This is a genomic window from Salmonella sp. SSDFZ69 (assembly GCF_004010755.1).
Taxonomy (GTDB): Bacteria; Pseudomonadota; Gammaproteobacteria; order Enterobacterales; family Enterobacteriaceae; genus Salmonella; species Salmonella enterica.
In genome coordinates this window covers 3,246,551-3,260,095 of record NZ_CP034831.1, presented here as the reverse complement: position 1 = coordinate 3,260,095, position 13,545 = coordinate 3,246,551, and the positions used below count along the sequence as shown (strand labels likewise).

The 13,545-nt window shown below is 47.4% G+C and carries 11 protein-coding genes, 1 tRNA gene and 4 pseudogenes; 6 read left to right on the top strand and 10 right to left on the bottom strand.

Going from position 1 to position 13,545, the window contains the following annotated elements:
- Window positions 1–154 precede the first annotated feature (154 nt).
- A tRNA-Arg gene (locus tag EOS98_RS16325) sits at window positions 155–231 on the top strand.
- 160 nt (window positions 232–391) lie between these two features.
- Here EOS98_RS16325 and EOS98_RS24900 read toward each other — a convergent pair.
- From EOS98_RS24900 to EOS98_RS16285, 7 genes and pseudogenes are all read right to left on the bottom strand, one after another.
- Window positions 392–490: pseudogene (locus EOS98_RS24900) on the bottom strand (DNA-binding protein); the annotation flags it as partial.
- Between the two features lie 21 nt (window positions 491–511).
- A pseudogene (locus EOS98_RS25130) lies at window positions 512–826 on the bottom strand (hypothetical protein).
- A gap of 436 nt (window positions 827–1,262) precedes the next feature.
- On the bottom strand, window positions 1,263–3,074 hold the full coding sequence (locus EOS98_RS16305; RefSeq protein ID WP_000162128.1) for a hypothetical protein: 1,812 nt from the start codon (window positions 3,072–3,074) through the stop codon (window positions 1,263–1,265).
- Window positions 3,071–3,991, bottom strand: a complete 921-nt coding sequence (locus EOS98_RS16300; protein WP_000703644.1) for a glycosyltransferase family 2 protein — start codon at window positions 3,989–3,991, stop codon at window positions 3,071–3,073. The genes EOS98_RS16305 and EOS98_RS16300 overlap by 4 nt, the downstream gene beginning before the upstream one ends.
- A complete protein-coding gene (locus EOS98_RS16295; RefSeq protein WP_000915520.1) occupies window positions 3,988–4,350 on the bottom strand; it encodes a GtrA family protein in 363 nt (120 codons plus the stop codon). The genes EOS98_RS16300 and EOS98_RS16295 overlap by 4 nt, the downstream gene beginning before the upstream one ends.
- A gap of 424 nt (window positions 4,351–4,774) precedes the next feature.
- On the bottom strand, window positions 4,775–5,020 hold the full coding sequence (locus tag EOS98_RS16290; protein WP_225741088.1) for a copper-binding protein: 246 nt from the start codon (window positions 5,018–5,020) through the stop codon (window positions 4,775–4,777).
- Window positions 5,021–5,219: 199 nt separating this feature from the next.
- A pseudogene (locus tag EOS98_RS16285) lies at window positions 5,220–5,594 on the bottom strand (ATP-binding protein); the annotation flags it as partial.
- 3 nt (window positions 5,595–5,597) lie between these two features.
- Between EOS98_RS16285 and EOS98_RS24625 the strand changes: the two are divergent.
- Window positions 5,598–5,822: pseudogene (locus EOS98_RS24625) on the top strand (hypothetical protein); the annotation flags it as partial.
- Window positions 5,823–5,886: 64 nt separating this feature from the next.
- On the opposite strand, the gene rclR reads toward EOS98_RS24625, so the two are convergent.
- On the bottom strand, window positions 5,887–6,741 hold the full coding sequence (gene rclR, locus EOS98_RS16275) for a reactive chlorine-specific transcriptional regulator RclR (protein WP_000339621.1): 855 nt from the start codon (window positions 6,739–6,741) through the stop codon (window positions 5,887–5,889).
- Between the two features lie 215 nt (window positions 6,742–6,956).
- Here rclR and rclA point away from each other — a divergent pair, with 215 nt between their 5' ends.
- The 3 genes from rclA to rclC all read left to right on the top strand — a co-directional run bounded on the left by rclA (window position 6,957) and on the right by rclC (window position 9,248).
- Window positions 6,957–8,282 carry a reactive chlorine resistance oxidoreductase RclA gene (rclA, locus tag EOS98_RS16270; RefSeq protein ID WP_023261318.1) on the top strand — a complete coding sequence of 442 codons (1,326 nt, stop codon included), beginning with the start codon at window positions 6,957–6,959 and terminating at the stop codon, window positions 8,280–8,282.
- A 156-nt stretch (window positions 8,283–8,438) separates the two neighbouring features.
- Window positions 8,439–8,675, top strand: a complete 237-nt coding sequence (gene rclB, locus EOS98_RS16265; protein ID WP_000922172.1) for a reactive chlorine resistance periplasmic protein RclB — start codon at window positions 8,439–8,441, stop codon at window positions 8,673–8,675.
- Window positions 8,676–8,687: 12 nt separating this feature from the next.
- Window positions 8,688–9,248 carry a reactive chlorine resistance membrane protein RclC gene (gene rclC / locus EOS98_RS16260; RefSeq protein WP_000362177.1) on the top strand — a complete coding sequence of 187 codons (561 nt, stop codon included), beginning with the start codon at window positions 8,688–8,690 and terminating at the stop codon, window positions 9,246–9,248.
- 78 nt (window positions 9,249–9,326) lie between these two features.
- Here rclC and EOS98_RS16255 read toward each other — a convergent pair whose 3' ends face one another.
- Complete coding sequence (locus EOS98_RS16255) at window positions 9,327–10,502, bottom strand: DnaJ family molecular chaperone (protein WP_001033456.1); 1,176 nt, start codon at window positions 10,500–10,502, stop codon at window positions 9,327–9,329.
- 325 nt (window positions 10,503–10,827) lie between these two features.
- On the opposite strand from EOS98_RS16255, the gene pheP reads away from it, so the two are divergent.
- Complete coding sequence (gene pheP, locus EOS98_RS16250) at window positions 10,828–12,222, top strand: phenylalanine transporter (RefSeq protein WP_023993241.1); 1,395 nt, start codon at window positions 10,828–10,830, stop codon at window positions 12,220–12,222.
- 41 nt (window positions 12,223–12,263) lie between these two features.
- Here the strand turns inward: pheP and EOS98_RS16245 are convergent, their stop codons facing one another.
- A complete protein-coding gene (locus EOS98_RS16245; RefSeq protein ID WP_001156971.1) occupies window positions 12,264–13,511 on the bottom strand; it encodes a mechanosensitive ion channel family protein in 1,248 nt (415 codons plus the stop codon).
- Window positions 13,512–13,545: the final 34 nt, after the last annotated feature.

Here is a 13,545-nt window from a genome sequence, read left to right as displayed (position 1 = left end):
AGATGTGTCCAGGCGATTTCCTGGAACCTGGCATTGCGCCAGAAAAGACGATATTCGTACACTTAGTCAGCAACCAGAACAAAAGCCATTGACTCAGGAGTGCCTGACCGTATAATTCTCGCGTTTCGTCTACACGAAGTCTTCACTTCACAAGGCGCCCTTAGCTCAGTTGGATAGAGCAACGGCCTTCTAAGCCGTGGGTCGCAGGTTCGAATCCTGCAGGGCGCGCCATCTAAAAATCAACAAATTACATTTCTTTTATTTTCTCTGCTCTTTCATTGTGGGGAAGCTGGGACACAATCGTTCAATATTACGCCTATTTGCTTAGCGTGTTCGGTTAAATTTATGCATACCTATTGACTGACTTGGCGGAATCTTTACATGATGTTTACAGACAGCCTGTGTGAATCCAGTTAGTAGCGATAGGTTTGGTAACTTGAAGAAATACACAGGCATCATCAAGTGTGAGGCTGTGTGATTCCGGGGGCATCTGGCTCAGCTTTTTGATTCTCTAGCGAGTTGTTGGTGCTACATTCCTGCGTGTCTCCATTTCAGACTTTAACAGCGCAACGAGGGAGTCCGATTTACTGAGGGCATCTTTGAATTCCGGAACTCATTTTGACGTTTTTCGGATGTATCCCTGATTCTGGAGACTGCTGAACAAGCCAGACACATCTGCGGAAGCCTGCTGGATCATATGGCGTGTCAAAGCCGTCACCATTAATATTCTTTTTCAGATCACACGCAATAGAAGTAAGAGTAGCACTGGTGATGCTGACATTTCCTGCGATTAGCATTTCAAAACCTTCATTGCCAAAGCCGACATTTATTGCCTCTAATAAAAAACGCCATCAAGTGGCTTGGTGTTTTTTCGCCTCTTCTATTGAGAACGACTACGTGTCGAAAACAGATGCAATATCGTAATCGCTGGTCTCCTCTCTTAATGTGGTAACATCTTGTTCAGTAGGCGGCATGAAAGTTATCGGCGCTCGCCAGACATAATCGACGGCAACTACTGGTACGGTACTTATCGGGGCGTTCGACGCCAGGCAATTATATAAGATTGGTACCATGTATGTTCAATCTGAAGGTGCTACTATAGTAGGGGGTTACAGCATGTTCTTCGCCATCTAATTCATAGCGCTGGTGTGGAATAACTATTCCGATTTTCGGAACATTTCAACCAAAACCCGCTTAACAGCATGAGTTTTCTATAGACAAAAAGCGCCTGTATTAGTTACTGACGCTTTTCCATGACTTTATTATTTTATATGCTGAAGTGAGTATGACTCAAAACATACATTTGAATCTTTTTGAGCGAATAACTGTATTTCTGCAGATGGCATATCTTCGTTTATTTCGAAAATATAAGAACCATTTTTATATTTATTCTCAGACATCTTGATTTTTTTTCCTGTTATATAAGAAAAAATTAATGCTTCATACTGATCGCCATGTGCATTAATTTTTAAAGAATACCACCCACGACCAAGAGTCTTATAGGGCCCATATGCAACCATGCCTTGTACGCCAGCATTGCATATTTGATTATTGTCCCCAACCTTGAAGTCACTTTTTACTACATTGGCACTTCCTTCTATATCGCCATCATAAATATTAATAGAATGACTGTAAACCAGGATGGGGGAATCCCACACCATATATGTTAATTCTGGTTTGCCATATAATTCTTCTATGACTTTTTTTTGTTGGTCATTATCAACAATGAAAAAGTTATTTCCATTGTTAAAATATGATATTTTTGTTAACCAAAAAGATGGCAAAACTTTTTTATTTTCTATGTCGATGTTAACAGGGGCTATATTGAATTTCTTTTCCACACTCACCGCTGCCGCATTCCAGAATGTTGCATATCCATTAGATAAGTTGTGTTGAGTCAAAAAATTAGATATAAGCCTATATTTTGATGTGGTTCTGTCATTGCGAAATAAGAAATCAGGCTGATTTACATATATTAATGAATAAGCAGAAATTGAAATTGAAAAAAACCATAAAACTATATTTGATATCTTTGGTACATTCGCATTTCGACATAAGAAAATTGAACCAAAAATAATGACAGGAATTAAATATCTTGTTGTACCCTCATCCACTGGTTTATCGCTTAAGGCATATGCAGGAATCATAATAAGAGATGCTATCAATAGCGCGGCGTCAACGAGACTAAACTTTCTTATTTTTATAAGCGAAGAAATTAAAAGTATAAAAAATATAACTAATGATGTGAATTTTAAAGAAGAGAATATTCCTTCAGGTGAACTGATTATTTTACTAAAAAAATCAGCGTTGAATAATATCAAAAGCCCTTTAAAAAGTAGCGAGATGTTAAAAGTTAACTTGTCATAACTAACAAATGTAGGCGAACCAACCCCTGGCAAATAAAAAAAATCAGCCGAGTTAGTAAAATGTAAGATTAACTTGAATAAAAAATACGAAAAAACCAAAGACGAAAATATTACAAATTTATCTTTTGCATTTTCATTGGCTATAAAACAGCTCAATGCAATTGGCAAAAAAAATAAATATATTGTTATATCATCGCTAAATATCGTTAAAGATGCGATTATTGATGATAGAAATAAATATAATCTATTTCTTCTGCGACAATAAAAATCAATTAATATATATGAAACAACGATATAAGTATATGTAGGGACATGGATTATCGCTACAGAAAGCATGTAACTGACAGCAGCACCAGGGAAAGCAAGGAACAGTAGCAAAGCCCATGCTTTTTTGTAGCCAGAAATTGTTCCCAGTGCATAGCATGAAGCGAACAGGCTACCAGCCATTAATCCAGGTATAACGTATGTTATCCATTCAGAATAACCAAAAAGCTTTATAGCAAGAGCAAACCAGACTAAGTCAGTAAAATAGAAAGTTACTGTAGATAAGTACCATCCTTTTAGTGTTATGTTTCCGTTTGCAATGTCAGCAGCCTCTAAAATACCACTCATGCTGTCAGAGCTTGGGATAAATTTATAGCTTAATGCGGTAAAAATATATGAAAATATCAAAAAAACTAATATTACCGAAAGCCCCTTTTTGGTCATTTTTTAATATCCTTAAGTAAATATTTTGGACGTTTTTTGGTTTCAATATAAATTCTGCCAATATATTCTCCCAGCACGCCTATCCCTATCAACTGCACCCCTCCAAGGAAAAGTATGGAGACGAGTAATGAAGGATATCCTCTTACTGGGTTTCCGAAGGCGAGCGTATCCAAAATCATCCACGCCCCGTAAATAAAAGCCATTCCTGCGACAACCAGACCGATATAGGTCCACATACGCAGAGGAAAAGTTGAGAAGCTAGTTATACCTTCTATCGCCAGATTCCATAGCTTCCATCCGTTGAATTTAGTGTTGCCAGCCACACGTTGCGCGCGCGCATACTCCACAACATCAGTGTGTCCCCCAACCCAACTCAGCACACCCTTCATGAACAAGTTGCGTTCGGGCATTAATTTAATATTTTCGACAACTTCACGACTCATTAACCTAAAGTCGCCAACGTTCTCTTCGATTTTCGGATTGCTGATTTTGTTGTGCAGCTTATAAAACCACTCAGCTGTCTTACGCTTCATGCGCCCGTCAGTTGAGCGGTCTGAGCGCTTAGCCAGCACCATATCTGCGCCAGCCTGCCACTTCTCAATGAGATGGGGGATTACTTCTATCGGATCCTGTAAATCGACATCAATAGGAATGACCGCATCCCCGGTTGCGTGGTCGAGCCCCGCGAAAAGAGCAGGTTCTTTACCGAAGTTTCGCGTAAACGAAAGCGGAATAACGAGCGGATCAGATGCAGCTATTTTGTTAATTATTGATTCAGTTGCATCTTTGCTTCCGTCATTAATAAAAACGATCTCCACTTCATATTCTTTTAGTTCATTAAACTCACGTACCGTTTTATAGAAAATCGGTATCGTGTCTTCTTCATTAAAAACTGGAACGACAAGAGAGATTTTCATTTCGCATCCCTAAAGACAATGAACTTTGAATAAATGAATCCGCATATCAGGCTGATAGCTGAAAAGGTGATAAGAGTAAGGAGTGGTGGCAAGGAGCATTTGTCAGCCATCCAGCCAACAACAGCGCTCAGTGTTCCCATAAATCCCACGTACATCATGTAGCGAAGCGTGGTGGTGCTGGCGTTAAAGGTGAAGCGCGCATTGGCATAGAAGCTGAACGATACAGCGATAACAAAACCGGAAAAGTTCGCCAACGCCTGATGCGTATGCATCCCATACACACAAAAAGCAAATACGCCCCAATGAATAAGCGTGTTAAGAACACCGATCGATGTGTACTTAGCGAATAACTTCAACATTATGAAAATCAGCGGATTCGGAAAGGTCTGGAGTGTAGCACTACAAATTGGTTTGATCGATATAAACGATCAATAATGTGATATTTGATAGTTTAAACTTATTGTTATCTTATTAATTGATCGTTGTTACCGATCAATTGGGGCTACTGATTGCTAAGTAGTTTGGGACAAAAACGGGACACACAAAGCTTTGCATCGGCTTGCAAGGCTTTGCATGTTTTTCGAAGATGGGGCGAGTGTGAGTGCCGTAGTAATGGGATAACTTGTTGTTAGCTCAAGTAGTTCCAGAAACATCTAAGCCGTGGGTCGCAGGTTTGAATCCTGCACGGCGCGCCATTTAACCTCTCAAAATTATGTTAATCCGTAAGCTTCTGCGGCGGCGACGTTGCGCCATCCGCTGTACGTGACGCTAATATGCAAATAACTAATTGCGTTTAATCTGTTTATGGTACTCCTCAGCCTGGATCTCGTGGGAGAAAGAATGGGCATTATTCATCGATTGATGGATGACCATTGCTTTTTCATAGTCGTCCATTTCAGAAAAGGGTGTCGCATTTTCCACAGTAGTCGGGGCGCTGGGTTTCTGTGTCTGAGCCATTTGCTGATGCGCGAAGGCGTCACCGTTATTCATCATCTCATGCGCCGTGGCGGATAATTGGCGGGATTCCATTTTCTCTGCGGCTTTTACGCCAGCTGAAATAAAAAAACGACAGCTAAAAGGGATGTAAACTTATTCATCTTATTTCTCCGGTGTGGGTTAAGAAGAGAAATAATAAAACAGTCATTGGGTCTGGCGCGTGACGGGATAATGACGATGATGTCAGATTATTTTGCTGTCTAGTGATAGCGCCTTTCACTATCGCTACAGTTCAACGGAGGTGTTTGGGTAATGTCAAAATAAAACGAGTAGCGCGCGTATCGGAGGCGACAGAAACTTTTCCCTGATGCGCAGTGACGATGGATTTTACAATTGCCAGGCCTATACCGCTGCCTTCCCCTTTACGCTGGCGGGAGGGATCAATGCGATAAAAACAATCGAAAAGGCGCGGCAAATGTTCCGGCGCGATTGGCGTACCGGGGTTTTCAACAATAATATGTATCTGGTCGTCCGCTTCTTTTATCTGAAGAGTAATGGTTTTACCCGGCGGCGTATAGCGCATCGTATTTGAGAGTAAATTACTGATCGCTCTGCGCAGCATGATGGGATCGCCGGTGATTCAGCAGGCGCGGCCTTCAAAGTGCAAGCTCCCAACACCTTTTCGGCAGAAAAGCTCGATGAGGCGCTTTATCACGGGGCGGTGCTCCGGGGGCGGCCAAAAGCCATGACGGTAGCGGTGATTATCGCCGGTCTGCTACCTGTTTTATGGGAGACCGGCGCGGGTTCTGAGGTGATGAGCCGTATTACCGCGCCGTTGCTGTCGCTGTTCATCATTCCGGCAGCCTACAAGCTGATGTGGCTGCGCAGGCATCGTCGCCTTGCGGCTAACGTGTGTCGCCCGCCTGCGGCGTCAAACTGCAGGCGGGTTCAGTATACGTTTATCGTCCGAGCGCGTTGACCCGTTTGCGGTACTCGCCTGGTGTACAACCGAATTCACGGACAAACGCTTTGTGAAAAGAAGATTCGCTCGCATAACCTACCGACTCGGCAATCACCATCACCGGCAGCGCTTCACGCGACAGGGTCTGGGCGGCGATTTGCAGGCGCAGCGTTGTTAACACGGCTAAGGGCGTTGTAGCGGACACGTCGCGAAATAGCTGGGCGAAACTCGCCCGCGACATGTGTACCCGTTGCGCCAGCGTTTCGACCGTCCAGGGATGCGCCGGTGTTTCCAGCATGTGAAGGATCACGCGACCCAGCCGGGGATGCAGCAATAAATTGAGCACGCTTTTCGCCGTGCCAGCCTGCGATAGCCAGTCGCGAACGGCGAGGGTAAACAGCGTGGCGCACTGCTGACTGTATAAGACATCAGCGCCGGGTAAATGGTGTTCTGACTCCTGCTGTAACAGCAAAATGGCGGCGTTAAGCCAGATACTGGCGGGGCTATGTGGCGGCGGGGCAAGACATAACACTTCCGGCAACGCGGTAAGGAAATAACGTGACGTCGTGTGCAGACGTAGACTACCGCACACGATATGTGTCGGTGCTTCGCCAGACTGGCGCAAACGGTGGGCGGAGTTTTGCGGCAGAATCACCACCTTTCCCGGCGTAAGCGTCATGGCGTCGCCGGTAGGCATTTCCAGTTGCGCTTCGCCCTGCGTAACGGTATGCCAGCGAATCACCGATAGTTCGCCAGCGGCGTGCGGCAACTGCCAGTCGCCGCCTAACGGGCAATTCTTGTCGATTGAGCCCTGAGGGGCGTTAAGCGTCAATAGCCGACTAAGCGCATCCATATAGACTCCAGAACAGATTCTTTTTCAAAAATAGGGATAACCATTTCTGTCTCTGATCACTATATTTCGGACTCAATGTCATTTCTACCCTTCTTTTTGCTAACCGCCAATTTAGACGATAAGACAAAAAATGACGCGTTGCGGATAACCCTGTCTTTTTTGACGTTATTTATACTTGTCCTGACAAACAGATGGTGATTTGGCGGAGAAAGAAGATGACACAGTATCAGGCGCTCATTATTGGTTTTGGCAAGGCAGGAAAAACGTTGGCGGCAACTCTGGCGAAGACGGGATGGCGCGTGGCGATTATCGAACAGTCCGCGAGTATGTTTGGCGGAACCTGCATCAACATTGGCTGTATTCCAACGAAAACGCTGGTGCATGACGCGGAACGTGAGGGCGATTTTTCTGTCGCCATGCAACGCAAAGCGGCGGTCGTAAATTTTTTACGCGACAAAAATTTTCATAATCTTGCCGACCTGGACAATGTCGATGTGATTGAGGGAAGGGCGGAGTTTATTGATAACCATACCTTACGGGTATTTCAGGCGGACGGCGAGCGGGTGTTACGGGGAGAAAAGATCTTCATTAATACTGGCGCAGAGTCGGTGATCCCGGCTATTACGGGCTTAACAACGACGGCAGGGGTGTTCGATAGCACCGGGCTACTCAGCCTGAGCCAGCGTCCGGCGCGGCTGGGGATTTTAGGCGGCGGTTATATTGGCCTTGAATTTGCCTCAATGTTCGCCAACTTCGGTACGAAGGTCACTATCTTTGAAGCAGCGCCGCAATTCCTGCCTCGTGAAGATCAGGATATCGCGCAGGCAATTACCCACATTTTACAGGAAAAGGGCGTCGAGCTGATTTTAAACGCCAACGTACAGGCCGTATCCTCAAAGGAGGGCGCGGTACAAGTTGAAACGCCGGAAGGCGCGCATCTTGTGGATGCCCTGCTGGTGGCGTCGGGGCGAAAACCGGCGACGGCTGGCTTACAGTTGCAGAACGCCGGCGTGGCGGTGAACGAACGCGGCGGGATCATCGTGGATGATTACCTGCGTACCACGGCGGACAATATCTGGGCGATGGGCGACGTTACCGGTGGGTTGCAGTTTACCTATATTTCACTGGATGATTTTCGTATTGTACGCGACGGGTTATTGGGAGATGGCAAACGCAGTACCCGCGATCGCCAGAATGTTCCGTATTCCGTCTTTATGACGCCGCCGCTCTCTCGTGTCGGGCTGACGGAAGAACAAGCGCGGGCAAGCGGCGCAACGGTGCAGGTGGTGACATTATCGGTGGCGGCGATCCCTCGCGCCCGTGTTATGAACGATACTCGTGGCGTACTAAAAGCGGTAGTGGACGTGAATACGCAGCGTATTGTAGGGGTGTCATTGTTATGCGTCGATTCTCATGAAATGATTAATATCGTTAAAACCGTTATGGATGCAGATTTACCTTATACGGTGTTACGCGACCAGATATTTACCCATCCTACAATGAGTGAGTCTTTAAACGATCTCTTCTCTCTCATTAAGTAAAACATAAATAACGTAGCCCTGTTAATCAGGGCTTTTTTTGGCCTGTCAGGCTATAAAAATACGCCAGGACAAATATGCTGGCGTCTGAAAGAAAAGGCTTTAGTCAGGCGTAACGTATTATAACACCATTGAAATAACCCACGACTGGAAATCTCGATGTTAAAAGTTACCACACTTATTGCTTCATTATTGGCTGCGCCGCTGGCGTTTTCCGCCTCCGCCCAGCCGCTAACCGGCGTTGAATATATCAGCGTTTCTGCGGTGTCAGCAACGCCGTCAATGCTTGAAGACGCTATTGCCAGACTGGCGCAAAGTAAACAGGCGTCGTCATGGAAAATTACGTCCATGCGTATTGATAATACGGGTTACGCCACTGCGATATTATATAAATAAGGAGAGCCTGAGATGGATAAATATCTTCGTCTGTTAAGTCAGGGGGATCGGCTAGGATTAACATTAATTCGCCTGAGTATCGCCATCGTTTTTATCTGGATTGGACTACTAAAATTTGTGCCCTATGAGGCAGACAGTATTACCCCGTTTGTGGCGAACAGTCCGTTTATGTCTTTTTTCTATGAACATCCTGAAGAATATCGTCAGCATCTGACTCATGAGGGCGAACTAAAACCGGAGGAACGCGCCTGGCAAACGGCCAATAATACGTATGCGTTTTCGGATGGTCTGGGCGTGGTGGAATTGATTATCGCGGCGCTGGTACTGGCTAACCCTGTCAGCCGCTGGTTAGGGCTGGCGGGCGGCGTGCTGGCATTCCTGACGCCATTTGTCACGCTGTCGTTTTTAATCACCACGCCGGAGGCCTGGGTTATGCCGCTGGGCGATGCGCATTATGGTTTTCCGTATTTATCGGGCGCCGGGCGGCTGGTATTAAAAGATACGTTAATGCTGGCAGGGGCGGTGATGATCATGGCGGACTCCGCCCGTTCGTTACTTTTACAGCGCCAGTAGCGACCCTCTTACCCTCTTTATGCCGCGATTCGTCGGGTGGCGCTTGCGCCATCCGACAATGTGTTGATGAATGATGGACTACCCTGCCAGAAGTTCCTGTTCCACCTGTTGAACCTGCGCCTCCAGCGTATTGCGAATTTCGGTTAGCGCCCGTTCCTGCTCGGAGAAATAGGCTTCCTTATCCGCAACGGAAGAGGCGAGCCGCCAGGCGTTTTCCGTTTCCAGCTGCGTTATCTCTTTCAACAGCGCGTCGATTTGCGTGCGGAGCTGGCGTATTTTATGGCGCAGATGTTCCAGGTTATTGAGCCTGTCGCTTGCCATCATCGGTTCCAGACCGCTTTGCAGCTGCGTCAATAACGCGCGAATTGCCGCCAGATCGGCATTCTGCCGCGCCTGATTAAGTTGTACCATCATCTGGTGCGCTTTTTCTTTCAATTCATCGGCGACCACATCCGGGTGACACAGGCGGCTGGCCTGACGCCACAAACGTTTTAATTCACTGCGTTCGTCTGCCGACAAACGTTGATCGCGGGCGTAGCGGAATTGCGCTTCCTGCTGCTGCTCTCGGTACTGGTGATAGTCCTGTTCCGCATTTTCCTGCGCCTGGCGGAATGCGCTGTCGTCCTGATGGGAAAAATCCGCTTCCAGCTCGCGAATTTCCGCCAGCAACGCGGTGATTAACTCCGTCTGCTGCTGGATTCGCTGACGGATGCCCACCGCTTCGCGCGAGGCGGCATTCAATCCTGTCCACTGTTGTTTTAGCGTTGCCAGTTGATCCACGGCCTGGGAAATAAATTGCAGGCAGGATTGATAATCCTTTTCCCGGCGTTTTATTTCGGCTTCTTGCTTACGCTGCATACTCACCGCGAGCTGTTTACGCAACTCCAGAATACGGCTCATCAACGGCCCGAGGCGCAGATGATAGAGGTCGTTGAAATCGTCGAGGATTTGTACCCGCGCATTTCGTTTGTCAATCAGATCGCGAAGCTGGGCTTCAAGCGCTTTCAGCTCCAGTTTACTGGCGGCAATAGAGGGATCTTGCCACGTCGAGAGCGCCCGTTGAGCCTGTAGCCAGGCGGCGATCTCTTGCATGGCGTCACTGAATCGACGAGCTTCAATCGCCTGGGCAATCGCGCTGATTACGGCATCCTGCGGCTCATTTTTCAGGTAGATGAGCTGCTGACGGATAATCTCTTCGTCCTCAAGTTCAATGGCGCTTTTGATGATCTCTAAACGTTTGATGATCTTATTCATGACGTTGATGCCTGGCGTGGCTCAAAAACGGATAACAGATACCAGGTCTGATTCACCTTTTTGAAAATACTGAAAAAATACTAAATGTATTCTGTAGGGTGTCGTACTTTTCGTCCAGAGTTATTCACATATTTTATACTCGGCGTCTGTCACCCGTAACGTTCTATATCGGCGCGCACTCTTTTCTTTTTACTGCCCGCGACATCTTTTTTTACACGATAACGTTAACGTCCGGAGTTGAGCCTTGACAAACGATTGCGCCTTGCGGCAGCGAGAGCGAAATGTTAAAAGGTGCCCCTCAATAAAAACGATACAGGGGTAGGACGTGAAAAACGCGTCAACTGCATCCGGCGCCAGCGTGTCGGATGCCGCGTCGAAGAATGAACCGACGCTTCAGCGGGGGTTGCAAAACCGCCATATTCAGCTAATTGCGCTGGGCGGCGCCATTGGCACCGGACTGTTTCTGGGCATCGGCCCGGCGATTCAAATGGCGGGGCCGGCTGTTTTGTTGGGCTATGGCGTTGCCGGGATTATCGCTTTTCTCATTATGCGCCAGTTGGGTGAAATGGTCGTGGAAGAGCCGGTTTCCGGATCGTTTGCCCACTTCGCCTGGAAATATTGGGGGCCGTTTGCGGGCTTTTTGTCGGGCTGGAACTATTGGGTCATGTTTGTGCTGGTCGGGATGGCGGAGTTGACCGCGGCGGGCATCTATATGCAGTACTGGCTGCCTGACGTACCAACATGGGTATGGGCGGCGGCGTTTTTTATTATCATTAATGCCGTGAATCTGGTGAACGTTCGTCTGTATGGCGAAACGGAATTCTGGTTCGCGCTCATTAAAGTGCTGGCGATTATCGGCATGATAGGTTTTGGTCTGTGGTTGCTGTTCTCCGGCCACGGCGGCGAACATGCCAGCATTGATAACCTCTGGCGTTATAACGGTTTCTTCGCTACCGGTTGGCATGGTTTGCTTCTGTCGCTGGCGGTGATTATGTTTTCTTTTGGCGGACTGGAGCTGATCGGCATTACTGCGGCGGAAGCGCGCGATCCACAAAAAAGCATTCCGAAAGCGGTGAATCAGGTGGTATACCGTATTTTGCTGTTCTACATCGGTTCGCTGGTGGTGTTGCTGGCGCTCTATCCATGGGTAGAGGTGAAATCCAATAGCAGCCCTTTTGTGATGATCTTCCATAACCTGGACAGTAATGTGGTGGCTTCGGCGCTGAATTTCGTTATTCTGGTCGCGTCGCTTTCGGTGTATAACAGCGGCGTTTATTCGAACAGCCGAATGCTGTTCGGCCTGTCCGTACAAGGCAATGCGCCGAAATTTTTAACCCGCGTCAGCCATCGCGGCGTGCCGGTGAACTCGCTGATACTTTCCGGAGCGATTACCTCGCTGGTGGTGCTGATCAACTATCTGTTGCCGCAAAAAGCGTTTAGCCTGTTGATGGCACTGGTTGTCGCGACGCTATTGCTAAACTGGATAATGATCTGTCTCGCGCATTTACGTTTTCGCGCGGCGATGCGTCGTAAAGGGCGCGAGACGCAATTTAAGGCGCTGTTCTATCCCGCCGGAAACTATTTGTGCATTGCGTTTCTGGCGCTGATTCTGGTGTTAATGTGTACGATGGACGATATGCGATTGTCGGCGATTTTGCTGCCGGTATGGATTGTATTCCTGTTTATCGCGTTTACCGTTTTGCGCCGTAAGTCTCATTAACTTTTTTGCCCGATCCCATGCTCATGCGATCGGGCAATCCATTAATGCCGCAATGTCCCTGACAGCGCGCGAATATCGCTGCCGGTCGGCGTCTGATGAATACGCAAGCCGAACTCTTCCACCACGGCAAAAATATGGTCGAAAATATCGGCCTGAATGCTCTCATATTCCAGCCACACGACGGTATTGGTAAAGGCGTAGATCTCTATCGGCAAACCATGATCGTCAGGCGCCAGTTGGCGTACCATCAGCGTCATGTCTTTACGGATGCGCGGATGGTGGCGTAAATATTCGTTCAGATAGGCGCGAAATGTCCCGATATTGGTCATTCGGCGGTGATTTAAGGCTGATTCCGGCGCATCCAGTTGTTTATTCCATTCATCGATTTCCTGATGACGGCTGGTAAGGTACGGCTTTAACAGTTGCGCGGTTAACAGCCGCTGTTTTTCATCATCATCCAGAAAATGGATACTGGTCGCGTCAATATTAATGCTGCGTTTAATCCGGCGTCCGCCGGACGCAGACATGCCGCTCCAGTTTTTGAACGAGTCGGAAACCAGCGACCAGGTGGGAATGGTGGTGATGGTATTATCCCAGTTGCGTACTTTTACCGTGGTTAAGCCAATATCAATGACCGCGCCATCTGCGCCATATTTTGGCATCTCCAGCCAGTCGCCTAGTTTGAGCATATCGTTGGCGGAAAGCTGGATACCGGCAACCAGGCCAAGAATCGGGTCTTTAAAGACCAGCATTAATACCGCGGCCATCGCGCCCAGCCCGCTGATTAAAATTGCTGGTGACTGGCCAATCAGCAGTGAGATCATCAGAATGCCGACGATAATTGCGCCGATGAGCTTAATACCCTGAAATATTCCTTTTAGCGGTAACTGAGAGGCGGCGGGCCATTTTTGCGATAGATTGAAAATCACGTCCAGCAGAGAAAATAACGACAGCAGGGCGTAGGTCATAATCCATAACTGCGCGCAGGTCGTCAGGATATCCGCAGCCTCACTGCCTTTTTGTAGCCAGAGCGCGGCCTGAATATTGACAATGATGCCTTGCAGCGTAAAAGCCAGACGATGGAATAATTTATTCTGGGTAATAATTTGCAGCCACAGGCGGGAACTGGCGCTGGCACGTTTTTCGAAAGCGCGCAGTACTATCCAGTGCAAAATAATATGCACGACAACTGCTGTCAGAAAAATAATACCAAATATCACCACCAGCGACGTGGTGTGATTCATTTCAATTCCCGCTAAATCTTCTACCTGGGATATCAATTCCTGCATAATCTCTCCTTTATAAACAGCAGCCTATGATGAC

Coding starts and splice junctions, on each gene's coding strand:
- EOS98_RS16305 (WP_000162128.1), bottom strand. CDS start 3,074: ATGACCAAAAAGGGGCTTTCGGTAATATTAGTTTTTTTGATATTTTCA.
- EOS98_RS16300 (WP_000703644.1), bottom strand. CDS start 3,991: ATGAAAATCTCTCTTGTCGTTCCAGTTTTTAATGAAGAAGACACGATA.
- EOS98_RS16295 (WP_000915520.1), bottom strand. CDS start 4,350: ATGTTGAAGTTATTCGCTAAGTACACATCGATCGGTGTTCTTAACACG.
- EOS98_RS16290 (WP_225741088.1), bottom strand. CDS start 5,020: ATGGAATCCCGCCAATTATCCGCCACGGCGCATGAGATGATGAATAAC.
- rclR (WP_000339621.1), bottom strand. CDS start 6,741: ATGGATGCGCTTAGTCGGCTATTGACGCTTAACGCCCCTCAGGGCTCA.
- rclA (WP_023261318.1), top strand. CDS start 6,957: ATGACACAGTATCAGGCGCTCATTATTGGTTTTGGCAAGGCAGGAAAA.
- rclB (WP_000922172.1), top strand. CDS start 8,439: ATGTTAAAAGTTACCACACTTATTGCTTCATTATTGGCTGCGCCGCTG.
- rclC (WP_000362177.1), top strand. CDS start 8,688: ATGGATAAATATCTTCGTCTGTTAAGTCAGGGGGATCGGCTAGGATTA.
- EOS98_RS16255 (WP_001033456.1), bottom strand. CDS start 10,502: ATGAATAAGATCATCAAACGTTTAGAGATCATCAAAAGCGCCATTGAA.
- EOS98_RS16245 (WP_001156971.1), bottom strand. CDS start 13,511: ATGCAGGAATTGATATCCCAGGTAGAAGATTTAGCGGGAATTGAAATG.